This is a genomic window from Porticoccus litoralis (assembly GCF_030676955.1).
GTDB classification, from domain to species: Bacteria; Pseudomonadota; Gammaproteobacteria; order Pseudomonadales; family Porticoccaceae; genus Porticoccus; species Porticoccus litoralis.
On record NZ_JAUUUU010000002.1, the window covers coordinates 269,755 to 291,759 of the forward strand.

Here is a 22,005-nt window from a genome sequence, read left to right on the forward strand (position 1 = left end):
GCGTGAGCTATAGGTAGCGAGACTTTGCAGTATAAAGCGATGCATCCAGAAAAGAACAACAACCCGAAAGACACCAGGGTCTATCTCGTTGGCAGCGGCATCGCATCCTTAGCCAGTGCGGTGTATCTGATTAAGGATGCGGGGGTGCCCGGTGGCAATATCCATATCCTGGAGCAGGACGAGATTCCGGGCGGTGCGCTGGATGGTGCCGGTGATGCGGAAAACGGCTTTATCATCCGCGGCGGCAGAATGCATGAAGAGCACTATGTCTGCTACTGGGATCTGCTCTCCAATGTCCCCTCCTATGATGACCCCGGTATCTCCGTCAAAGACGAGTCCTTTGAATTCAACGCCCGTTATGTCTCCCACGCCCAGGCGCGTTTGCTGAAAGCCGGCGAAAGGATGGATGTCTCGTCCTTCGGTCTGTCGTTAGCGGATCAGACAGATCTGTTGAAGCTGTTGTTTTCCTCCGAGAAATCATTGGACAACATTCGCATACAGGACTGGTTCGGGGAGGAGTTCTTCACCACCAATTACTGGTATCTCTGGACCTCGATGTTCGCTTTCCAGAAGTGGAGCAGCGTGGCGGAGATGCGCCGCTATATGAAACGCTTTATCCACCTGCTGGACGGCATGCCCCGGCTGGGTGGCGTGATGCGCACCAAGTACAACCAGTACCACTCGGTGGTGCTGCCGTTGATGCGCTACCTGGAGGGTTTAGGCGTTTATTTTGAAACCCGGACGCTGGTTACCGATATCGATTTCAACCTGTCTGCCGAGGCGAAAACCGCCACGGCGATTCACACCATCAATCAAGCTGGCAGTGAGGAAAAGATTGAACTCGGTGAGCACGATTATGTGTTTGTTACCAACGGTTCCATCACCGAGAGCGCGGACTATGGTTCGTGGTCAAAGGCGCCAGTACTGAAAGACAAGGCTTCCTCGGGGGCATGGACACTGTGGGAAAAAATCGCCCGTAAGGACAAGGCGTTCGGCAACCCCGGGGTGTTCAGTGACCATATCGATTTGCAGAAGTGGTATTCCTTCACCGCTACCATCCGGGACGACACCTTCCACGATTACATGGAAGATTTCTCCGGCAATTTAAGTGGCACCGGCGGCCTGGTGACCATGACGGACTCCAGCTGGTTGATGTCCATTGTGATTGCCCGACAGCCGCATTTCCCCAACCAGCCCAAAGACGTCAAAGTGTTCTGGGGCTATGCCCTATATCCCGACAACGAAGGCGATTACGTGAAGAAAAAAATGTCGGAATGCAATGGCGAGGAAATACTGGAAGAGCTGTGGCATCAACTCAAGGTTCAGGACCTGATGAAGCCGATTGTGGCTGCCGGCAAAGTGAATTGCATCCCGGTGGCCATGCCCTTTATCGACAGTCTGTTTATGCCGCGGGCGCAGGGCGACCGCCCGGAGGTGTTACCTGAAGGCGCCACCAATTTCGCCTTTCTCGGGCAGTTTGCCGAAGTACCAAAGGACTGTGTCTTTACCGTGGAATACTCGGTGCGCTGCGCGCAGACCGCTGTTTATGGCCTGTTTGAAACCGGTAAAGAGGTGCTGCCGGTCTATGACTCCATTCATAAGCCCAGTGTTTTAATCAACGCGATGAAAGCCCTCAGCCGATAGTGAACCTTAAGCCGTTAGAGCCTCCGCCTTAGGTGGAGCTATCACTTCCAGCACGCCCTGAATTGATCTGCCCCAAGTCGTTGTTGGTACCGGGTGCCTTATACTCGCGTTACAGCTCGATTTTCTTATAGGCACTCTCTAACCATGACCGAGAATAAGCCCCTGCTGGTGCTGCAACTGCGCCCCGAGGACCGGATTGCTGACAGCGAATACGCCTGTTTCCTGAAATACGGTCAGTTACCCGCATCCATGACGGAAAGGATTCGCATAGAGCGCTACGGCATTCCCGCTGACCTGCAATTGGATAATTACTCGGCAATTCTGGTCGGTGGCAGCCCCTTCGATATCAGCACACCGCTGAAGAAAAAGTCCGCAGAGCAGTTGCAGGTGGAGGCGGATTTTCAGCGCTTGCTGCAACAGGTGATTGCCCAGGATTTTCCCTTTCTCGGCGCCTGCTCGGGCAACGGCTTATTGGGCAATTATCTCGGTGCCGGTATTTCCAGCCGTTATGGTGAAGCGGTGGGTTGTGTGGAGTTGGATATCACGGAAGAGGGCAAGCGGGATAAGTTGCTGGTGGACTTTCCTGACAAGATTGACGTGCTGCTCGGCCACAAGGAGGCCTGTGACGAAACCCCGGCAGGGGCGGCATTGCTGATGACTGGGCAGGCTTGCCCGGTGCAGATGTTCCGCGTTGGCAACAATGTCTACGCCACGCAATTTCATCCGGAGGGGGATGCCGCCGAGTTCACGCTACGGATTGATGCCTATAAGCACCATGGCTATTTTCTGCCAGAAGAAGCGGAACAGTTGGTAGAAGCAGTGAGCAGGAAACCCACGCCGTTCGCACAGGAAATTCTAAGGCGTTTTGTGGCGGCCTATGTCCTCCCCGGTGCAACCCGGGAAGTCGGATAAAAAATAATCTAGTGGTGTCTTGAATCAGGCAGTAACCCAGAGAATTTCTGCAGGCTGTTTCAGCATGTCGAGGATTTGGGTGGCCATGGCTTTATCCATGGACGAGCTCAATGTTTCCACCATGCCGGTGGACTGTACGATCACCACGTCGTAGCCGTGTTCGGCCATTCTCAGGCAGTAGCAGGGATTATTGCCTTCGTAGCTTCTCAGGCAGACGATTTCATCGAGAAAGACGTCGATGGTGTGGTCTTCACTATCTTTGACGAGCACGTGGTCCTGATGGCAGTAGCAGACTTCAGCCAGGAATGAATCCGAGTGCGTCGACTGGTGATGTTTTGGTGCGCCGATCTCTACGCGTGTCCCCTTGGTGATCATGTGGTGCAGTTGCTTCGTCATGGCGATACCTCACAGTGTGTGTCATGCCTTCACTTGTCATATCGGCAGAAGTTGAAAGGCGTAATGTGCGGATAACCGTGTGGAGAAAAAGGGTCGTTCGGGGTTTTTAGCCCCGAAAGCGGCTACGTTGGACCTGAGTGCTTGCAATGGCTGTCCGAAAGATAAAAACGGTGCCATTGCGTCGCATCATCGTCAGGCGGCAATTCGCTGCTTCACTGCAGGTTGGGATAACAATTCAGTCACATGGGTTGCGGTGACGTTATCCAACCCCGTGGCCAGCGTTTCGACCATGCCTGTGGGCAGAATACACACCACGTCATAACCGTTTTCGCCAACCCGCAGGCAGTAGCTGGAAACGTTGCTCTCGTAATTCATCACGCACAGGATTTCATCGAGAAACACGTCATAGGTGTGGTTTTCGGCATCCCTGACGAGCACATGCTGTTGGTCACATTGGTAGACCTTGCCCATAAACGAGGCTTTGTGCTCGGAGTCGGGGTGTTTGGGGTCCATGACTTCTACCGTCATGCCCGTGGTTAACAAGTTGTTCATTAGCTTTGACATGGCAATACCTCGCAGATAATCCGTCACTGCCTGGGCCTGCGCACGCTGAAACTGTGGAGAGGGGGTGGTCGTGGTACTCGGGGTGCACAATCCCTCAGTGGCGCGCCGGGCTGTCGGTTTTCAATACAGCAGTTGTCAATACAGCAGTTGTTAATAAAACCATCGTTAAAGAACGATATTGCTAAAGACGTTTGCTTTAGCGTGTATTTAAGAATGAGGAATTTTTTTAGAAAGGACTATCTAAAAAAGCCGGTTTTACTGCTAAAAAACATGACTTTTGGGAATGCTAATTATAAGAATTTCAGATAATTACATTTATGAATATGGCTTTGTGAGGCAGTTAAAAAATTAATAATTTTTTAACTGCAGCCACTGTCAGCTTTTCATTTCTTCCAGTTCTACCCAGCGCTCGGCGGCCTGATCCAGTTCCATCTGTTTTTTGCCCAGCTCGTCGAGAATCGGTTGGGTTTCTGTGTAGGGGCGGTTGAAGAAATCCGGGTCGGCGGTCTGTTCTTCCAGAGCGGCAATTTCGGTTTCCAGGTGGTCGATCAGCTCGGGCAACATGTCCAGTTCCCGTTGCAGTTTGTAGCTGAGTTTGCCCGAGGGTTTCTTTTTGGCTTCGCTGGTGGTGTCGTGATCCACCATGTGGCCGGAAGGGTGGTCGATAGTGTCGGCAATTTTCAGGTGCTTGCCACGTTTCACCCAGTCACTGTAGCCGCCGACGTATTCTTCGATCCTGCCGTCTTCCTCGAACACCAGCACGCTGGTGACCACGTTGTCGAGAAATTCCCGGTCGTGGCTGACGATAATCAGGGTGCCCTGGTATTCCACCAGTCGTTCTTCGAGAACTTCGAGCATTTCCACATCGAGGTCGTTGGTGGGTTCGTCAAGCACCAGCAGGTTGGTGGGGCGGGTGAACAGTTTGGCTAGGAGAACCCGGTTGCATTCCCCGCCGGACAGGGCGCTGACCGGAGTCATGGCACGCTTTGGTGAGAACAGGAAGTTGCGCAGGTAGCCGATGATGTGGCGGTCCTTGCCGTTGAGCTTGATGTATTCCTTGCCGTCGCCAACGTTCTCGGCAATGGTCTTGGTGGTATCCAGCTCCCGGCGAATCTGGTCGAAATAGCCGATTTCCAGGTTGGTGCCGAGTTTGACCGAGCCCTGGTCCGGTTCGATCTGTCCCAACAGAATTTTCAGCAAGGTGGATTTGCCCACCCCGTTATTGCCGATCAGGCCGATGCGATCGCCACGCATGATCTTGATTTTGAAGTTGTTGATCAGTTGCTGGCCGCCGTAGCTGTGGCACAGGCTGCGCGCCTCGATAACCTTGCGGCCAGAGTTTTCGGCGGTTTCGACGCTGATTTTGGCTTTGCCCTGTCGCTTGATGCGTTGCTCACGCTGGTCGCGCATGGCTTCCAGGGCGCGAACACGGCCTTCATTGCGGGTGCGGCGGGCCTTGATGCCCTGGCGTATCCAGGTTTCCTCTTCTGCCAGCTTCTTGTCGAACAGGGCGTTGCGGGTTTCTTCTTCCTCAATGGCCTGTTCCTTGAGGCGCAGGTAGTTCTGGTAATTGCCGGGCCAGCTCACCAGGTGGCCGCGGTCGATCTCGACGATGCGGGTGGCGAGGCGCTGCAGGAAGTTGCGGTCGTGGGTAATAAAGATCACCGCGCCCTGGTAACCGCGCACCCGGTGTTCCAGCCACTCGATGGTGCTGATATCCAGATGGTTGGTGGGCTCGTCCAGCAGCAGCACATCCGGGTTGGAAACCAGTGCCTTGCCCAGCGCGACTCTTCTGCGCCAGCCGCCTGACAGCTCCGCCAGGGTTTTGTGGGCGGGCAATTCCAGTTGGCTGATGATGGTTTCCACCTGCTTGTCGATTTGCCAGCCACCACCGGCGTCGATGGCCGCCTGCAGGTCTTCGAGGGCTTTCATACCAGCCTTGTCCAGTGTCTGGCTCGACTGCTGGTGGAACTGGTCGATCAGCGCCTGTTGGTCGGCGAGGCCCTCTTTCACCACGTCCGCCACGTTGCGCTCCAGACCACCGGGCAGGTTCTGCTCCAACTGGCTGATGCGCAGGTGCTGGCGATAGTGAAGTTCGCCGTGGTCCGGCTTGATCTGCCGGTTGATGATTTTCAGCAGGGTGGACTTACCGGCGCCATTGCGGCCAATCAGGCAGATCCGTTCACCCGTTTCCACCGTAAGACTGGCATGGGTCAGCAATGGCACATCGCCAAACTCGATGGAAATATCGTCAATGCGGATCAGGCTCATGGCACTCGGTTTTTGTGCAAGTGGAGAAGGCCGCGGATTCTATCAGAGAATGGTGTCAGCCAGCAGTGATCAGTATTCATCCCCGTTAAGGAGCGGGGTGAGTAATTTCAGGGTGCGTTCGGCAATCAATGGTTGTGCCTGTTCGCTGGGATGAATGCCGTCATCCAGCATGAGGTCGGGGTTGGCTGCGATATCTTCGAAAAGAAACGGCAGCAGTGGGACATTTTCTTCTTCGGCAATGTCGGAATAAGCGTTGGAGAACTGCTCGCTGTAGCGCTTGCCGTAGTTGGGTGGAATGCGCATGCTGAACAGAATCGGCTGGCTGTCGGCCAGGCGGATGAGGTTGATCATGGCGCGCAGGTTTTCCTTGATGCGATGGATGGGGTAACCGCGCAGGCCGTCATTGCCCCCCAGTTCGATCAGCACAAAATCCGGCGCGTGTTCCTCTATCAGGGTATCGAGTCGGGACAGGCCGCCACCGGTGGTGTCGCCACTGATACTGGCATTGACAACATGGTGCTCGTTGCGCAGTTGTTGTTGCATCAGTTCCACCCAGCCCTTGCCGCGGTCGACACCGTAACCAGCACTGATACTGTCGCCCAGCACCAACAGGGTGGCACTGAAGCCGGGCAGGCTGAACAGCAGGGACAGAATGAGCAGTAGTGAACGCAACATGGGAGAAGAGCTTGATGGTGGATGAGAAGTCATACAGTCTAGCAGGTTGTTGCTTTTCTATCTGTGTGGTCAATGCGGCGTTAAACACAGGCTCAACATTCTCGTATACAGTGCCGGGGCTTTTTTGGGTAAAACGCCGGGGCTTTTTCGGGTAAATGGAAGGACGCTAACCGAGGTATTTCATGATTGAAGCCAGCAGTATCAACAAAACGGTGAACACATCTGCCGGAAGTCTTTGCATTCTCGATGACATCAACCTCGCTGTTGCCGAAGGCGAGGCGCTGGCTATTGTCGGCCCATCTGGCTCGGGCAAGTCCACCCTGTTGGGCATTTTGGCGGGGCTGGACCTGCCCAGCAGTGGTCAGGTAAAGATTAACGGCGAAGACCTGACGACAATGGACGAGGAAGGCCGTGCGGCCATTCGCGCCCGCTATGTGGGCTTTGTGTTTCAGTCGTTCCACCTGTTGCCCAGCCTGACGGCGCTTGAAAATGTGGCGTTGCCACTGGAATTGCGGGGAGACAGGGATGCACTGGTGATGGCCACCGAATATTTGCAGCGTGTTGGGCTCGGGGAACGGTTGAGCCATTACCCGCGACAGCTTTCCGGTGGTGAGCAACAGCGCGTAGCCCTGGCCCGTGCCTTTGCCAGCCAACCGAAAATACTGTTTGCCGATGAACCCACCGGCAATCTGGACACCGCAACCGGTGAAGCCATCAATGATCTGTTGTTTCAGCTCAATGCCGAGGCGGGCACCACGCTGGTGCTGGTGACCCACGAACAGGTACTGGCCAACCGCTGCCATCGTCGTATCACACTGCAGGCAGGCTGTATCGTGGACACTGAAACCGCCGGGCGGGTCGCTGCCGGATGATGGCTCTTAAGCTGTTATGGCGTAGCTGGCGCGGTGGCCAGCTGGGGCTGGTATTCAGCGCACTTGTGATGGCAGTGGTAGTGGTGACCTCTGTTGCCCTGCTGGCCGATCGCGTGGAACGCGCCCTGGTGAAAGAATCCAGCCATTTTCTGGCGGCGGATGCACAGGTGCGCAGCAGCCGGGAAATGCCGACTGAATGGCAGGCGGAGGCGCAGCAGCGCGGTTTGGAAACAGCCAACGTGGCGTTGTTCGCCTCCATGGTTTACAGCGGTGATTACAACCACCTGGCGTCGGTCAAGGTGGTTGAACCGAATTACCCGCTGCGCGGATTGCTGACCCTGTCTGACACCCCATTTTCCACCGACGTTGCGGAGATGCAGCAACTGGATCACGGACCGGCGCCCGGCGAAGTCTGGGTGGATAGCCGCCTGCTGCCACTGCTGAATATGTCCCTTGGCGATTCACTGGAAGTGGGCGAAGTTCGACTGCGGGCCAGCCGGGTAATTGTTGAAGAGCCGGACCGGGGCGGCTCCTTTTCGTTGTTTGGCGCCCGGGTGTTGATGAACTGGAATGACCTCGCGGCCTCCGGAGTGATACAGCCCGGCAGTCGGGTCAATTACCGGTTGCTGCTGGCCGGAGAAGATGCGCTGTTGAAAGATTATCTGGGCTGGCTGGAACCCCAGCTGGCGGTGCACGACCGACTGCTATCGCCCGATGAAGCACAGGCGGGACTCGCCGATACCCTGACCCAGGGACGGCGTTTCCTGTTGCTGGCTGGCAGCCTTGGTGTGGTTCTGGCGGGCATTGCCCTGGCGTTGGCCAGCCGCCACTTTGCGGAGGGGCAGACATCCACCGTGGCGTTACTGAAAAGCTGGGGTGTCTCCGCCAGCCGGGTGCGGCAGTTGTATGGCCAGCAGGTGTTGTTGCTGGGTGTGATCGGTTCGTTGCTGGGCCTGTTGCTGGGCTGGTTAATCCATGAAGTGCTGATCGTGCTGGTGAGGGAGTTGTTACCGGTCATGCTGCCGACGCCGGGATGGCGGCCCTGGTTTACCGGTATCGCCACCGGCTTGTTGAGTTTGCTGGGATTTGCCCTGCCGGCATTGTGGCATCTGCCTTCACTGTCGCCGCTGGCGGTTTTGCGCCGGGATGTGTCGCTGCATCCTGTGGGTGTTGTAAAACGATTGCTGATTGGCGTTGCCATGGTGGCCTTGCTGCTGCTCTGGTATAGCCAGAATCTCGCCATGGGGTTGGCGGTACTCTGCGGACTGGCGCTGACTGCCGCTACTGTGATGGGGCCGGGTTGGTTGTTGCTGCGGCAACTCAACCGGCTGGGCGCCCGTGTGGGAAGTGTCTGGCGATTGGCGTTGAGCAACCTGTGGCGGCGGAGAATACAGAGCCTGGTGTTGTTGGCCGGGTTTGCGGGTGCCATGGCAATTCTGATGACACTGGTGATGATCCGCACCACGCTGCTGGAAGAATGGCGCTGGCAATTGGCCGAGGATGCTCCAAACCACTTTCTGGTGAATGTCGCCCCCTACGAGTTGCAGGGCGTTGAAAAGCTGCTGGCAGACAACGACCTCACCACGGTGGGCTGGTATGCCATGGTGCGTGGGCGTATCACGCTGATCGATGGCGAGACCCCCTCGGAAGAGCTGATTGACCAGAATGAAGCACTGCGCCGCGAACTCAATCTCAGCTGGACCGAAGAACTGCCGCAGGGAAATGCTGTGGAGGAAGGGCTCTGGTGGCCGCAGATAGAAGGCTTTGCAGAGCGTTATGGCGAGGGCGTAGCGCCGCTTTCCATTGAGGAGGACTTGGCAGAGGAAATTGGTGTCACTCTGGGGAGTCGGCTGACTTTCAGTGTGGGTGGCCTGACGTTTGACGGTGTGGTGACCAGTATCCGCAGTCTCAACTGGGACACCATGACTCCCAATTTTTATATTCTGTTTCCCGAGGGCTACCTGGAAAAATTCCCCCGCATTTTTATGACCAGCCTTTACCTGCCACCAGAACAGAAAGCTTTTGTAAACGACCTGCTCAGCCAGTTCCCGACAGTGCTGGTGATTGAGCTGGACATGGTGATTGACCGAATCCGCACCATGGTGTCCCAGGTCACTCATGGGTTGGAACTGATGACCTTGCTGATTCTGGGTTGTGGTGTGCTGGTGATGCTTGCGGCGGTAAAACTGTCCATGTCAGAGCGTCTGCAGGAAAGTGCGGTGTTACGCACCCTGGGCAGCACCGGCAAACGGATTCTTGCGATTCAGTCGCTGGAGTTTGGTGTTCTGGGTGGGCTGGCCGGATTATTGGCCGCCAGTGGCGCAGAGCTGGCGCTATTCCTGTTACAGCAGCGCATGTTTGAAGCGCCTTTCGGTCTGCACTGGGAATTGTGGGTGGTCGGGCCGTTGGTGGGGGCATTGCTGGTGGCCAGTCTGGGTGTGGCATATACCCGCCGCTCGATAACTCAGCCACCGTTGCAGGTATTGTCAAATCTCTGAGGTGTATCGAGGTTTAGAACATTATTTTTGCGCCGAGGAAAAATCCTTCCTCGCTGGTGTGTTCACCTTCGTCACGCGCCATCTCCTTGCGGTCATCCCAGAGGCGCTCCACCCGGTATTCGATAAACACTCTAAGCTGTGCGTTAGGTTGATAAAAGAAGCTGGTGCGCTGTTCTAAGCTATTCCAGCCTTCACTGAGTTCCTGTGCCTCGACTTCGTTGCTGGACCAGAGTGTTTCAAACTTGAGTAATAGCCCCCAGCGGTTGGTGAGCATGAACTTGCGCTCGACTTCCAGGGTTGTTTCGGCATGATCGTCCGATTGATAGAACACCAGATCCGTGTGGATGAAATACGGCAAAAGGTATTCCAACCCTGCACCCAGCCGGATATCCGCAGCGGGGCGGTAGCGATAGTTGATGCCACCTTTCCACAGGCCGTATCGGCCAAAAGGGCGCGCATAAAAAATATCCATGTCCAGATCTTCGAGCCGGTCATCGGTGATTTCCGACTCCATGTCTATCAGTAGTTTGTGGAAATCCGGGCCTCCCAGATAGCGGGTATCGAGTTCCCAGCTATTCTCATCGTGCTGGCGAATAATCTCCACGTCGGTACGGTGGAACCAGCTGCCGCTGGTCATATCCGCTGTGCACAGTCGGGGAATCAGCGCTGTGGCTAGAAGTAATAATCTTTGGAGGCTCATTCTTCGTCCTCCACCATGTTGTGGTAGTTGATCAGCCGCGTCATGCCAGCTTTCATGTGGTAGAGATTATGGCAGTGGAACAACCATTTTCCATTTGCCTCAGCTTTGATCCATGCCACCCGTTTCCCCATGGGAGGTACGTCAATAGTGTGTTTGCGGGGGTTGTGATTGCCGTTGCCGGTATCCATTACAAACCAGTGCCCATGGATATGAATGGGGTGATGCATCATGGTGTCGTTGATCAGGGTCAGCTTGTAGGTTTTTCCCTCTTCAAACAGGATCGGTTCGGCATCTTCAAAGCGCACGTTATCAAAGGACCAGATATAGCGCTCCATGTTGCCAGTGAGGCGCAGGGTGATGTCGATGGCCGGTTCTTGCTGGCGATGAGATTCGTAGGTGGCCCGTAGATGGTTGTAATCCAGCTTGATCACTGCCTCCGGCACGTGTGTTGTCATTGCCATTGATGACATGTCATGCCCTGAGTGTTGGCTATGATCCATCTTCGCCATGTCGTGATCCTGGTCCATTCCTGCCATATCGTGGTGGTTGTGCTCTTCAGTAAACCAGGGGTCATTGAAGGCTGGCAGTTCAGCGGAGTCGGCCTGATCGGGGCGGGTTTTCAGGGTGGCGATACCGTGTCCGGTGCGGTCCTGGGATTCTGCGTAGACATAGTAGGGCTTGTCTTCATCAATTTTGAGCAGGATGTCATAGGTTTCTGCCATGCCCATCAACAATCGCTGGGCCTTAACAGGTTCAACGGGCTGGCCGTCTGCAGCGACGACGGTAAAGTATTCGGCACCGTCAATTCGCAGATTGAAGTAGCTGCTGGCACCACCGTTAATAATTCTTAGCCGCACGGTTTCCCCTTGCACAACTTGTTCTGTCCAGGGCTGGTTTGGGGTTTTTCCGTTAAGCAGAAAGGCGTCGTAGGCAACATCGCCCCAATCCCAGACGCCCATGCGCATCTGCTGCATGTGGGCAATAGTCTCGCGAACCTGTTTTTTTCCCGCTTCATCAGCTTTGCGGTATTCGTCCCAGAAGAATTTCCAGCTGGGGTGAAATTGTTTGTAGTAATCGCCGTCCTTTTTCAGGTTGCGATAGGTTTCATCGGGATTGCGGTCGGCCCAGTCAGACAACATCAGTGTCATTTCACGATCGTATGCCAGCGGCTCTTTTTTTGGTTCCACGATAAATGCGCCATAGAGCCCGCGCTGCTCGTGGAATTTGCTGTGGGAGTGGTACCAGTAAGTGCCGGATTGTTGCAGGTTAAAACGGTACTGGAATGTTTCACCGGGCATCACGGGGGGCATGGAAACCCAGGGAACACCGTCCATCTTGTAGGGCACCAGCAGACCGTGCCAGTGAATGGAGCCAGGTTCATCGAGTTCGTTGTGGAGATTGATGATGAGGTCATCACCTTCGGTGAAGCGTAGTTCTGGAGCCGGTATCTGGCCGTTCACGGTAATCGCCCGGACAGGTTTTTCCCCGAGGGTGACTGTTTCGTAACGCATGGTCAGATCGACGGTGTGGGTGGCGGCCAGCAGCGAAGGACTCAACGCGCAGGCGATGAATAGCAGTGGCAGGTATTTAAGACAATATTTCATTGTGAGTGAATTCAAGACCTCATCGGATACAGTCAAATACTAGACTTTCCACCGGCTGGAAGGTCAATAGACGGATTTAATGGCTTGACCTTCTAGTTGCTGTAATGTTTAAAGTGAAGGCAAGACATGTATTAGGTGACTTATGAAAATCAGTGAAGTCGCTTTTCGCACGGGTCTGGATGCGAAGACCATTCGTTATTACGAAAGTATCGGTCTGGTGGATTCTCCCCGGCGGCAAGCCAACGGCTATCGGGATTACGGTGAAGGCAATGTCCGCCAGCTCTGGTTCCTGCGCCATGCCCGGCAGTTTGGCTTTTCTGTTGAAGAATGCCGGGAACTACTTGCGCTGTGGGCCAACCCGCAACGGCGCAGTGCCGAGGTGCATAAGCTGGTCACGGAGAAGGTGCAGAATATCGACCGCCATATCCGCGAACTTCAGGAAATGAAAACCTTGCTCAGTGAGCTGCTGGAAAAATGTCCCGGCGACGACAGCCCCGAATGTTCCATTATCAATAAACTGGCCAGCGACACGGAGTAAACCGGTGAGCGAACATTGCCATTCCAAAAAAAACGAGTCAGAACAGCCACCAAAGCCTGAAATGTCTGGCGGGTGTTGTGGCCCCAAGCCAAAGCCGCAGGGAGAAAGTGGCCCGTGCCATAGTGAAAAGCAGCGGCCGGACTACCTGTTGTGGGTGTCGGGCGGCATTGTCCTGTTCTGCTATGTGCTCTACTGGCTGGTGGATGGCCACCCGGAGTTGCCCGACTGGCTGGTGGTGATGACGTCGGGCGTTTACGAGCTGATTAACCAGATGTGGTGGGGGCTGTTAGCTGCAGTTTTCTTTGTCGGCCTGCTGGATAGGGTGCCGAGAGAGTTGGTGATGTCGGCTCTCGGCAAAGGCGGCACGGTGGGCGGTATTGCCAGGGCAACCCTTGCCGGGCTGATGCTCGACCTGTGTAGTCACGGCATTCTGATGGTGGGGGCCAAGCTTTACGAACGCGGCGCCAGTTTAGGTCAGCTGATGGCGTTTCTCATTGCCAGCCCCTGGAACTCCTTGTCTCTGACCATCATTCTGGTGGCCTTGATCGGTCTGGGTTGGACGCTGGCCTTTATCGCACTCTCCATGCTGATCGGCATTGTGTCCGGCCTGATATTTGATCGCCTGGTGAGTCAAGGGGTTCTGCCAGGTAATCCCCATACGCCCAGTGATGATCGCCCAGCAGAAGGCTTTGGTCACCAAATGAGTGTTGTGCTGAAATCTGTTCGGGTGTCACCCAAAGGTCTGGGCTCGCTGCTGTGGGACGGCCTGAAAGGCTCAAAAATGGTGTTTCGCTGGCTATTTTTTGGTGTTGTGCTGGCTACCGCGATTCGTGCTTTTGTGCCAATGGATACCTATCAGGCCCTGTTTGGCCCGACCGTGGTGGGGTTGCTGTTGACCATGTTGGCAGCCACCATTATCGAGGTTTGCTCAGAGGGGTCGACGCCTATAGCTGCGGATATCGTCACCCGCGCCGCAGCTCCCGGTAACGGGTTCGCCTTTCTGATGGCAGGGGTAGCGACAGATTACACCGAGGTGATGGTGATCCGCGACCTGACAAAATCCTGGAAGATTGCCCTGTTTTTACCTCTGGTGTGCTTGCCGCAGGTGCTGGTAATGGGGTGGATATTGAACCAGTTTGCCTAGCCTGTAGGTCGAGTGATGTCTTTGTGCGGTGTGGTTTGCTTCGCCGTGGGCGATCCCTAGAGAACCGCTCTGGAATCCGGTAGAATCGCGTCCCTGTTTTGCCACACCTATTTGGCCTTTTTCCATGGAAATTAACCCGATCCGGAATACCCTCGAAGACCTTCAGGCGCGCACCGACGTGCTTAGGGGGTACCTTTGACTACGCCAACAAAAAAGACCGTCTGACCGAAGTCGAGCTGGAACTCGGTGACCCCGGCGTTTGGGACGATCCGGATCGTGCCCAGCAGCTGGGTCGGGAGCGAGCTTCTCTGGAGCTGGTGGTGGAAACCATTGAAAATCTCGATTCAGGCATTGAGGACGCTTCGACACTGCTGGATATGGCTGTGGAGGAAAAAGACGCCGATGCGGTAGCCGATATTGAGGCCGAGATTTCTCAACTCTCCGCGCAACTGGAGAAGCTTGAATTCCGTCGCATGTTTTCCGGCGAGATGGATGAAAACAATGCCTACCTGGATATCCAGGCTGGCTCTGGCGGCACTGAGGCCCAGGATTGGGCAGAAATGCTGCTACGCATGTACCTGCGCTGGGGTGACGACAAAGGTTTCAAGACCACTCTGGAAGAGTGTTCTGCCGGTGAAGTGGCGGGCATCAAGAGTGCCACCATCCGCTTTGAGGGTGAATATGCCTTCGGCTGGTTGCGCACGGAAACCGGTGTGCATCGCCTGGTGCGCAAATCGCCTTTTGACTCCGGTAACCGCCGTCATACCTCGTTCAGCTCGGTATTTGTCTCTCCGGAAATTGACGATAATGTGGAGATCGATATCAACCCGGCGGATGTGCGCACGGATACCTACCGCGCCAGCGGTGCCGGTGGTCAGCACGTTAACAAAACCGATTCGGCGGTGCGTCTGACCCACATGCCTTCGGGTATTGTGGTGCAGTGCCAGAGCGAACGCTCCCAGCACCAGAACCGTGACAAATGTTGGAAAATGCTGCGTGCAAAACTGTATGAACAGGAAATGCTGAAGCGCAGTGAAGCTGCTCAGGCGGTAGAGGACACCAAGTCAGATATCGGCTGGGGCAGCCAGATTCGCTCCTATGTGCTGGATGATCAGCGCATCAAGGATCTGCGCACCAATGTGCAGACCAGCAATTGCCAGGCTGTGCTGGATGGCGATCTGGATCGCTTTATCGAAGCCTCACTCAAAGCCGGGTTGTAAATCCGGCCAATTCACGTTGCAGACAAAGTTGCAGAAATAATGACTGATACTCAGAAACAGACCACTGACCAGGCCGAAGAAAACAAACTGATCGCCGAGCGCCGCGCCAAGCTGGCGGAAATTCGTCAGCAGTCAGCGGCAGAGGGGAGCAGCGCTTTCCCCAATGATTTCAACCGTGAGCATATGGCGGCTGATCTGCAGGCGCGTTTTGGTGAGCACTCCAAGGAAGCTCTGGAAACGATGGGGTATCAGGTCAGTGTGGCCGGTCGGGTGATCCGTAACCGCGGTGCCTTTATGGTGCTGCAGGATATGTCCGGTACCATCCAGTTGTATGTCACCAAGGAGGCCCGTGCCTTTGCCAAGGGTGTTGATCTGGGAGATATCGTGGGTATTTCCGGTGCTCTGCACAAATCCGGCAAGGGTGATCTGTACGTCAATATGGAGCAGTTCCAGCTGCTCACCAAATCCCTGCGTCCACTGCCCGATAAATATCACGGCCTGGCTGACCAGGAATTGCGTTACCGCCAGCGCTACGTGGATTTGATCGTCAACCCGGAAATCCGCGACCTGTTCCGGGTGCGCTCACAAGTGATCGACTTTATTCGTCGCTACCTCAACGGCCAGCAATTTATGGAAGTTGAGACGCCGATGCTGCAGGTGATTCCCGGTGGCGCTACCGCACGGCCCTTTGTGACCCACCACAATGCGCTGGATATTGATATGTACCTGCGTATCGCGCCGGAGCTGTATCTCAAGCGTCTGGTCGTAGGTGGCTTTGAGCGTGTTTACGAAATCAACCGCAACTTCCGCAACGAGGGTCTTTCTACTCGTCACAACCCTGAATTCACCATGCTGGAGTTCTATCAGGCCTATGCGGACTATAACGACTTGATGGACCTCACCGAGGATATGTTGCGCAAGATGGCCCTGGAAGTTTTGGGCACTACCGAAGTGGTTAGCACCATCAAGAATGCCGAGGGCGAAGTGCTGCAGGAAACCCGCTACGACTTTGCTGAGCCTTTCCGTCGCCTGTCAGTGTTTGATTCTATTCTGCACTTCAATCCGGACCTTTCCGCAGCAGCTTTGGCCGATGAGGAAGGCGCTCGGGAAATTGCCGAACACCTGGATATCCCCCTCAAGGACAACTGGGGGCTGGGTAAGGTGCAGATCGAGATTTTTGAAAAAACCGTCGAGCACCGCCTCGACCAGCCAACCTTTATCACCGAATACCCCACCGAGGTTTCACCTCTGGCGCGCCGCAGTGACAGCAATCCGTTTGTGACCGATCGCTTTGAGTTTTTTGTTGGTGGCCGCGAGATCGCCAATGGCTTTTCGGAGCTCAATGATGCCGAAGACCAGGCGGCGCGCTTCCGTGCCCAGGTGGAAGAGAAGGATGCCGGTGATGATGAAGCCATGCACTACGATGCGGATTACATTCGCGCCCTGGAGTACGGCCTGCCACCCACCGCTGGTGAAGGTATCGGTATTGACCGATTGGTCATGTTATTGACGGATTCACCTTCTATCAGGGATGTGCTTTTGTTCCCCCATATGCGACCGGAATAAAAAAATGGCCCGGTCTCGCGGACCGGGCCATAGGTGTTGTCAGACAGGGGAGGGCAATCCCTAGAGCGCTGCAATCGCCTGCTGTTGTTGCTGCAGTTTACCCAGCGCCGCTTCCATGTCTGCCAGTTTTTCTCGCTCCTTCGTAACAACGTCTGCCGGTGCCTTGCCCACAAACTTTTCGTTGCTCAACTTGCCCTGAACCCGTTGCAGTTCCTTTTGCAGCTTGTCCACTTCCTTGGTGAGGCGGGCCAGTTCTGCATCCTTGTCGATTAGTCCTGCCATGGGCACCAGAATCTCCGTGTCGCCCACTAGGGCGGTGGCGGACATGGGCGCTTCGTCACCGGGGTTGAGCCAGTGGATGGTGTCCAGGTTGGCCAGCTTGCACAGGAACTGGCGGTTGCCTTCCAGGCGGCGCTGGTCCTCGGCGCTGCCGTTGCTGAAATAGATGGGCAGTGGCTTGCCGGGAGCAATGTTCATTTCGCCGCGGATATTGCGGATGCCGATAATGACTTTCTTCAGCCATTCGATGTCTGCGGTGGCGGCATCATCGATGTGGCTATCGTCGGCCTGAGGGTAGGGCTGCAACATGATGGTATCGCCCTCGGCACCGGCCAGGGTTTTGATCTGTTGCCAGATTTCCTCGGTGATAAAGGGCATCAGCGGGTGTGCCAGGCGCAGGGTGGTTTCCAGAACGCGGATCAGAGTGCGACGGGTACCTTTCTTCAACGCGGGGTCGGCGTTGTCATCCCACAGTACCGGCTTGGACAGCTCCAGATACCAGTCGCAGTATTCGTTCCAGATGAATTCGTAGATCGCCTGCGAGGCCAGGTCAAAGCGGTAGCTGGCGACGGCCTCGGCCACGGTCTTTTCCGCCTGCTGCAGGCGGCTGATGATCCAGCGATCCGCCAGGGACAGTTGGTAATCGGTGCTGCCGTCCTGACCGCAGTCTTGCCCCTCGGTGTTCATCAGCACGTAGCGGGCGGCGTTCCAGATCTTGTTGCAGAAATTGCGGAAGCCCTCGATACGGCCCACGTCGAAGTTGATATCGCGTCCGGTGGAGGCCAGCGAGTAATAGGTGTAGCGCAGGGCGTCGGTGCCGTAGGGGGAAATACCGTCGGGGAATTCCTTGCGGGTCTGCTTTTCGATCTTCTCCCGCAGGTGCGGGACCATCATACCGGCGGTGCGCTTCTGCACCAGTGACTCCAGGTCGATGCCATCGATCAGATCGATGGGGTCGAGCACGTTGCCCTTGGACTTGGACATCTTCTGACCCTGGCTGTCGCGTACCAGGCCGTGCACGTAGACGGTGTGGAATGGCACTTCGTCCATGAAATACAGAGTCATCATGATCATCCGGGCGACCCAGAAGAAGATGATGTCGAAGCCTGTCACCAGCACGCTGCTGGGGTGGAAGGTCTTCAGGAATTCGGTGGGGTCGGGCCAGCCCAGGGTGCCAAAGGTCCACAGCCCGGAGGAGAACCAGGTATCCAGCACGTCCTCGTCCTGGGTCAGGGCGATATCGCCGAGCTCGTGATGCGCGCGTACCTCTTCCTCGCTGCGGCCCACATAGACATTGCCTTCTTCGTCGTACCAGGCGGGAATGCGATGGCCCCACCAAAGTTGGCGGGAGATACACCAGTCTTGAATATCGCGCATCCAGGAGAAATACATGTTCTCGTACTGCTTGGGCACGAACTGGATGCTGCCGTCTTCCACGGCGGCGATGGCCTTTTCTGCCAGCGGGGCGGTTTTCACGTACCACTGGTCGGTCAGGTAAGGCTCGATCACTACGCCGGAGCGGTCGCCGCGGGGTACTTTCAATTTGTGGTCGTCGATTTTTTCCAGCAGCCCCAGCGCATCCAGATCGGCAACGATCTGTTTGCGGGCCTCGAAGCGCTCCATGCCCCGGTAGGCTTCGGGCACCTGGCTGTTGAGGTGGGCGTTGTGGTCGAAGATATTGATCATCGGCAGGCTGTGGCGCTGGCCCATGTCGTAATCGTTGAAGTCATGGGCCGGGGTAATTTTCACGCAGCCGGTGCCGAACTCCATATCCACATAATTGTCGGCGATGATTGGAATCTCGCGTTCGGTGAGGGGCAGGGTGATGGTCTTGCCGATCAGGTGCCGATAGCGTTCATCGTCGGGGTTTACCGCCACGGCGGTGTCACCGAGCATGGTTTCCGGACGGGTGGTAGCCACCACCAGATGGCCGCTGCCGTCTGAGAGTGGGTATTTGAAGTGCCACAGGTGGCCGCTCTCCTCTTCGGAAATCACTTCCAGGTCAGAGATGGCGGTGTGAAGTTTCGGGTCCCAGTTCACCAGTCGCTTGCCGCGGTAGATCAGGCCGTCCCGATAGAGGCGGATGAAGACTTCCTGGACGGCCTTGTAGAAGCCGTCGTCCATGGTGAAGCGTTCGCGCGACCAGTCCGGAGACGCGCCGAGGCGGCGCAGCTGGCGGGTGATGGTGCCGCCGGATTCTTCTTTCCATTCCCAGACTTTCTCGATGAACTTCTCTCGGCCCAGATCGTGGCGTGACACGCCATCGGCGCCCAACAATCTTTCTACAACCATCTGAGTGGCGATGCCGGCGTGGTCGGTGCCCACTTGCCACAGGGTGTTGTTGCCGAGCATGCGGTGGTAGCGGATCAGGGCATCCATGATGGCTTCCTGGAAGCCGTGTCCCATGTGCAGGCTGCCGGTAACATTCGGCGGTGGAATCATGATGCTGTAGGGGTCGGCCGAGGTGTCACCGCTGGGCTTGAAGTAGCCGTTGCTTTCCCAAGTCTGGTACCACTTGGTTTCAATGTCCTGGGGGCTGAAGGTCTTTTCCATGTTTACTCGTAGGGGCCGGGAAATTACTGTGCGCTCCGCCACTGTGGCAGGGACAGATGAAGGCGGGAATTATAATGATCAGGTCAGCCTTCGTCGACGTGGTTATTGAGATCAGGGTTGTCCAGAAGGTCCAGTTGACCCTGTTGAATCATTTCCCGCAGGCGGCCACGAAGTTTTTCTTCAAGCTTTGGCAGATGATCGGCGATCAGCTCATCCAGCAGGCTGTCCAGTTCGTCGGTGGCATCTATGGAGCTATCACCGGCAGGTGTTGAGAGGCTATCTTCAGCGGTTGCATATTCAGCGCCTGTATTGGCGAGGGGCGAATCGGCAGACTGCTCTGGCGGGGTTTCGTCGTCGCAGCTGTCGGTCAGGATGGGAATGTCGAGATCGAAGTCGTTTTCATCGGGCTGCAGTGGTTCGTTCAACAGTGGAATGTCACGCTGCAATTCCTCGCCATCGTGCAGGGAAAAGTGCAGTTGATCCAGCTCCTCAATAAGGTGCTTCTGGGTGTCGCCCTGTTTGCCTGTATTGTCGGTCAAGGCAGGAACCTCTGATGGTTTGTGGCCGGAACAGTAGGTGTCGACAGCACATCAATTATTCTGGCTTGCTCAGGTCGTGGTACTGCAACGGGTAGCCGCGACTTTTATAAAAACGAAAGCGCTCACGTTTACTGTCAATTACCTGCTGCTCATCGTAGACGATTTCAATGGTCTTCTCAAAACGTGAGAACCAGCCGGGTGCTTCGTCAGCTAGGTTGATGAGAATGCCGTGGTGCTCGCCGGGATCATCGCCGTGACTGATGGCGATGTCAGATGCCGGGGTCGCTTCCACGGCATGGGGCAAAAAAGCGCTGGGCTTGAAGGACCATAGCAGTTCGTCCAGTTGCCGGGAGGTCGCCTCGTCCGGGGTGTACAACAACACCTGCAAGCCCTGCTGAAAGGCTTTCTCCGTAAGACGACAGGCGAGTACCAGGGCTGCGTCGAAATCCCCCGACAACTTGTAGAAATTAACGTGGGTCACTGTGCGGCCTGCTCCAGCAGAAATTGCATGAGCAGGGGTACCGGTCTGCCGGTAGCCCCTTTATTGGCACCACTATTCCAGGCAGTGCCAGCAATATCCAGGTGCGCCCAGCGATAGTTTTTAGTGAAGCGGCCGAGGAAACAAGCAGCCGTGATCGTTCCGGCCTCGCGCCCACCGATGTTAGCCATATCGGCGAAGTTGCTCTTCAGTTGCTTGTCATATTCCTTCCACAGCGGCAGTCGCCAGACGCGATCGCCGCTGTTTTTGCCGGCTGTTTCCAGCTGCTCGGCCAGCGGATCGTCATTGCTCAGCAGTCCGCTGGCATGACTGCCCAGGGCCATTACACAGGCACCGGTCAGCGTGGCGATATCGACCACTACGGAGGGCTTGTAACGACCGGCGTAGGTCAGGGCGTCGCAGAGAATCAGACGTCCTTCAGCATCGGTGTTCAAAATCTCAATGGTCTGCCCGGACATGCTGGTGACGATGTCACCGGGTTTTGTGGCCCGGCCACTGGGCATGTTTTCCACCGTGGGGATGATGCCGACAACGTTGAGGGGCAGCTGGCAGTCTGCGGCTGCGGAGAGAGTGCCAAAAACACTGGCGGCGCCGCACATGTCGTATTTCATTTCATCCATGCCAGCCCCGGGCTTCAGGCTGATGCCGCCGGAGTCGAACGTGACCCCTTTGCCCACCAGCACCACCGGTTTGCTGCCACGTGTGCCGCCCTTGTATTCCAGTACTATCATTTTTGCTGGCTGTTCGGTTCCCGCCGTGACCGACAGCAGGGAACCCATGCCCAGGTCCTGCATCTGTTTTTCTGTGAGTACTTTGCAGGTCATGTTGCTGTAATGGCCTGCCAGGTTTTTTGCCTGGGTGGCCAGGTATGAGGGGGTACAGATATTGCCCGGCAGGTCCCCTAGTTCCCTTGCCCGGTTAATGCCGTTACCGATGGCCGTGCCGATGGCCAGGGCACGTTTGTTGGCATCCAACCCTGGGCGTCCTGCTTGAAGCAGGGAGACTTTTTTCAGGGTGGTGGGTTTCTTGTCGGCAGACTTGAACGGGTTAAAGAGGTAACTGGCTTCTCCCAGGCGGCGGCCTAGCTGTTGTGCCATCCAGGGGGTGTCACGGTCGCTGACCTCGACACCTTCCAGGGAAACAGCAGCGGATTTGATTGGCAACTTGGTTAGCTGGCCAGCGAGACCCGAAAGCAGTTCGAGGAACGATTGTTCGTTGAGTGTGTCTTTACCTGTGCTGTATATGAGCAGGCGTTGGGCGGCCAGTCCGGGCGGCTCGCTGATCATGAGGAAATTGTTGTGTGTCGGCTTGATGTCTCCCTTTTTCCCCAGTCGGGCAATCAGTCCGCCACTGGCTTTGTCCAGCGAATTCAGTTCGGCATTGTCGAGACCATCTTTGCCAAAGGCGACGGCCAGGCATTCAGTTTTGCGGGTAGACAGGGACCCGGTAAGGGCATTCAGTTCCATGGGTTCTCCAGAGTGGCAGAGAGTACGAGACATCGGGAGTCTAATTCTGGATAATTGTGTCAACA

18 protein-coding genes are annotated in these 22,005 nt (G+C 55.9%); 8 read left to right on the forward strand and 10 right to left on the reverse strand.

The annotated features are described in order from the left end of the window. Window positions 1-39: 39 nt before the first annotated feature. Window positions 40-1,644 (forward strand): oleate hydratase, encoded by a 1,605-nt coding sequence (locus tag Q8A57_RS05560; RefSeq protein WP_305169998.1) that lies wholly within the window; start codon window positions 40-42, stop codon window positions 1,642-1,644. 144 nt (window positions 1,645-1,788) lie between these two features. Then, window positions 1,789-2,556 (forward strand): glutamine amidotransferase, encoded by a 768-nt coding sequence (locus tag Q8A57_RS05565; protein WP_305169999.1) that lies wholly within the window; start codon window positions 1,789-1,791, stop codon window positions 2,554-2,556. Between the two features lie 24 nt (window positions 2,557-2,580). Here Q8A57_RS05565 and Q8A57_RS05570 read toward each other — a convergent pair whose 3' ends face one another. The 4 genes from Q8A57_RS05570 to Q8A57_RS05585 form a co-directional block, all read right to left on the reverse strand. After that, window positions 2,581-2,952, reverse strand: coding sequence for a hypothetical protein (locus Q8A57_RS05570; RefSeq protein WP_305170000.1), 372 nt, complete (start codon window positions 2,950-2,952; stop codon window positions 2,581-2,583). A 192-nt stretch (window positions 2,953-3,144) separates the two neighbouring features. Further along, entirely contained in the window at window positions 3,145-3,516 is a 372-nt protein-coding gene (locus Q8A57_RS05575) for a hypothetical protein (RefSeq protein WP_305170001.1), read from the reverse strand. 375 nt (window positions 3,517-3,891) lie between these two features. After that, complete coding sequence (locus Q8A57_RS05580; protein WP_305170003.1) at window positions 3,892-5,787, reverse strand: ATP-binding cassette domain-containing protein; 1,896 nt, start codon at window positions 5,785-5,787, stop codon at window positions 3,892-3,894. Window positions 5,788-5,856: 69 nt separating this feature from the next. Further along, a complete protein-coding gene (locus Q8A57_RS05585) occupies window positions 5,857-6,462 on the reverse strand; it encodes an arylesterase (RefSeq protein ID WP_305170004.1) in 606 nt (201 codons plus the stop codon). A 182-nt stretch (window positions 6,463-6,644) separates the two neighbouring features. Here Q8A57_RS05585 and Q8A57_RS05590 point away from each other — a divergent pair, with 182 nt between their 5' ends. Both Q8A57_RS05590 and Q8A57_RS05595 read left to right on the forward strand, forming a co-directional pair. Next, window positions 6,645-7,334, forward strand: coding sequence for an ABC transporter ATP-binding protein (locus Q8A57_RS05590; RefSeq protein WP_305170005.1), 690 nt, complete (start codon window positions 6,645-6,647; stop codon window positions 7,332-7,334). Continuing rightward, window positions 7,331-9,832, forward strand: a complete 2,502-nt coding sequence (locus Q8A57_RS05595; RefSeq protein WP_305170006.1) for an ABC transporter permease — start codon at window positions 7,331-7,333, stop codon at window positions 9,830-9,832. Before Q8A57_RS05590 ends, Q8A57_RS05595 begins: the two co-directional genes overlap by 4 nt. Before the next feature lie 13 nt (window positions 9,833-9,845). On the opposite strand, the gene Q8A57_RS05600 is transcribed toward Q8A57_RS05595, so the two are convergent. Together Q8A57_RS05600 and Q8A57_RS05605 are read right to left on the reverse strand one after the other, a co-directional pair. After that, complete coding sequence (locus Q8A57_RS05600) at window positions 9,846-10,532, reverse strand: copper resistance protein B (protein WP_305170007.1); 687 nt, start codon at window positions 10,530-10,532, stop codon at window positions 9,846-9,848. Then, the gene (locus Q8A57_RS05605; protein ID WP_305170008.1) at window positions 10,529-12,136 is read right to left on the reverse strand and encodes a multicopper oxidase domain-containing protein; all 1,608 of its coding nucleotides are present in this window, start codon (window positions 12,134-12,136) and stop codon (window positions 10,529-10,531) included. The genes Q8A57_RS05600 and Q8A57_RS05605 overlap by 4 nt, the downstream gene beginning before the upstream one ends. A 142-nt stretch (window positions 12,137-12,278) precedes the next feature. Here Q8A57_RS05605 and cueR point away from each other — a divergent pair, with 142 nt between their 5' ends. From cueR to lysS, 4 genes are all read left to right on the forward strand, one after another. Then, window positions 12,279-12,674, forward strand: coding sequence for a Cu(I)-responsive transcriptional regulator (cueR, locus tag Q8A57_RS05610; protein WP_305170009.1), 396 nt, complete (start codon window positions 12,279-12,281; stop codon window positions 12,672-12,674). Window positions 12,675-12,678: 4 nt separating this feature from the next. After that, entirely contained in the window at window positions 12,679-13,818 is a 1,140-nt protein-coding gene (locus Q8A57_RS05615) for a permease (RefSeq protein ID WP_305170010.1), read from the forward strand. Between the two features lie 124 nt (window positions 13,819-13,942). Next, window positions 13,943-15,038 (forward strand): peptide chain release factor 2 gene (gene prfB, locus Q8A57_RS05620; protein WP_305170011.1). Its coding sequence is split into 2 segments (ribosomal slippage): window positions 13,943-14,014 and window positions 14,016-15,038, totalling 1,095 coding nucleotides; the frame shifts between segments, so codons are not numbered across the junction. Window positions 15,039-15,077: 39 nt separating this feature from the next. After that, window positions 15,078-16,604, forward strand: coding sequence for a lysine--tRNA ligase (lysS, locus tag Q8A57_RS05625; RefSeq protein ID WP_305170013.1), 1,527 nt, complete (start codon window positions 15,078-15,080; stop codon window positions 16,602-16,604). Between the two features lie 60 nt (window positions 16,605-16,664). Here lysS and Q8A57_RS05630 read toward each other — a convergent pair whose 3' ends face one another. From Q8A57_RS05630 to Q8A57_RS05645, 4 genes are all read right to left on the reverse strand, one after another. Continuing rightward, window positions 16,665-19,436, reverse strand: coding sequence for a valine--tRNA ligase (locus tag Q8A57_RS05630; RefSeq protein ID WP_305170014.1), 2,772 nt, complete (start codon window positions 19,434-19,436; stop codon window positions 16,665-16,667). 83 nt (window positions 19,437-19,519) lie between these two features. After that, window positions 19,520-19,975, reverse strand: a complete 456-nt coding sequence (locus tag Q8A57_RS05635; protein ID WP_305170015.1) for a hypothetical protein — start codon at window positions 19,973-19,975, stop codon at window positions 19,520-19,522. A 55-nt stretch (window positions 19,976-20,030) separates the two neighbouring features. After that, window positions 20,031-20,456, reverse strand: a complete 426-nt coding sequence (locus Q8A57_RS05640; RefSeq protein WP_305170016.1) for a DNA polymerase III subunit chi — start codon at window positions 20,454-20,456, stop codon at window positions 20,031-20,033. Next, window positions 20,453-21,940 carry a leucyl aminopeptidase gene (locus tag Q8A57_RS05645; RefSeq protein ID WP_305170017.1) on the reverse strand — a complete coding sequence of 496 codons (1,488 nt, stop codon included), beginning with the start codon at window positions 21,938-21,940 and terminating at the stop codon, window positions 20,453-20,455. Before Q8A57_RS05645 ends, Q8A57_RS05640 begins: the two co-directional genes overlap by 4 nt. Window positions 21,941-22,005 lie beyond the last annotated feature (65 nt).

Coding starts and splice junctions, on each gene's coding strand:
- Q8A57_RS05575 (WP_305170001.1), bottom strand. CDS start 3,516: ATGTCAAAGCTAATGAACAACTTGTTAACCACGGGCATGACGGTAGAA.
- Q8A57_RS05560 (WP_305169998.1), top strand. CDS start 40: ATGCATCCAGAAAAGAACAACAACCCGAAAGACACCAGGGTCTATCTC.
- Q8A57_RS05595 (WP_305170006.1), top strand. CDS start 7,331: ATGATGGCTCTTAAGCTGTTATGGCGTAGCTGGCGCGGTGGCCAGCTG.
- Q8A57_RS05565 (WP_305169999.1), top strand. CDS start 1,789: ATGACCGAGAATAAGCCCCTGCTGGTGCTGCAACTGCGCCCCGAGGAC.
- Q8A57_RS05645 (WP_305170017.1), bottom strand. CDS start 21,940: ATGGAACTGAATGCCCTTACCGGGTCCCTGTCTACCCGCAAAACTGAA.
- Q8A57_RS05630 (WP_305170014.1), bottom strand. CDS start 19,436: ATGGAAAAGACCTTCAGCCCCCAGGACATTGAAACCAAGTGGTACCAG.
- Q8A57_RS05600 (WP_305170007.1), bottom strand. CDS start 10,532: ATGAGCCTCCAAAGATTATTACTTCTAGCCACAGCGCTGATTCCCCGA.
- cueR (WP_305170009.1), top strand. CDS start 12,279: ATGAAAATCAGTGAAGTCGCTTTTCGCACGGGTCTGGATGCGAAGACC.
- Q8A57_RS05580 (WP_305170003.1), bottom strand. CDS start 5,787: ATGAGCCTGATCCGCATTGACGATATTTCCATCGAGTTTGGCGATGTG.
- Q8A57_RS05605 (WP_305170008.1), bottom strand. CDS start 12,136: ATGAAATATTGTCTTAAATACCTGCCACTGCTATTCATCGCCTGCGCG.
- Q8A57_RS05585 (WP_305170004.1), bottom strand. CDS start 6,462: ATGTTGCGTTCACTACTGCTCATTCTGTCCCTGCTGTTCAGCCTGCCC.
- Q8A57_RS05570 (WP_305170000.1), bottom strand. CDS start 2,952: ATGACGAAGCAACTGCACCACATGATCACCAAGGGGACACGCGTAGAG.
- Q8A57_RS05590 (WP_305170005.1), top strand. CDS start 6,645: ATGATTGAAGCCAGCAGTATCAACAAAACGGTGAACACATCTGCCGGA.
- lysS (WP_305170013.1), top strand. CDS start 15,078: ATGACTGATACTCAGAAACAGACCACTGACCAGGCCGAAGAAAACAAA.